The organism is Bradyrhizobium sp. Crot121 (assembly GCF_059512385.1).
On record NZ_JCAMOR010000493.1, the window covers coordinates 1 to 362 of the forward strand.

At 58.0% G+C, this 362-nt stretch carries 1 pseudogene; it reads left to right on the forward strand.

What is annotated here, in order from left to right:
- Positions 1–75 precede the first annotated feature (75 nt).
- Positions 76–362: pseudogene (locus tag AC5ZGW_RS47625) on the forward strand (glycosyltransferase WbuB); the annotation flags it as partial.

Here is a 362-nt window from a genome sequence, read left to right on the forward strand (position 1 = left end):
GCAATTCAAGAAACAATCGATATGGCCCCGGATGATGCGACAGATCTCAGTGTCTTGCCCCTGAAGGGGCGAAAAGTGCTGATCGTCGTCGAGAACCTGCCGGTTCCCTTCGACCGTCGCGTCTGGCAGGAGGCCCGGACCTTGACAGCCGCCGGTGCGCAGGTTTGCGTCATCTGCCCCACTGGAAAGGGCTTCACCGAACGCTACGAATGCATTGAAGGAATCCATGTTTATCGGCATCCCCTGCCGCTCGATGCAAGTGGGGCGCTAGGCTACCTTCTGGAATACGGCGTCGCGCTCTTCTGGGAAACCGTCCTTGCCTGGAAGATTTTCTTCCGTCACGGCTTCGATACGGTTCACGG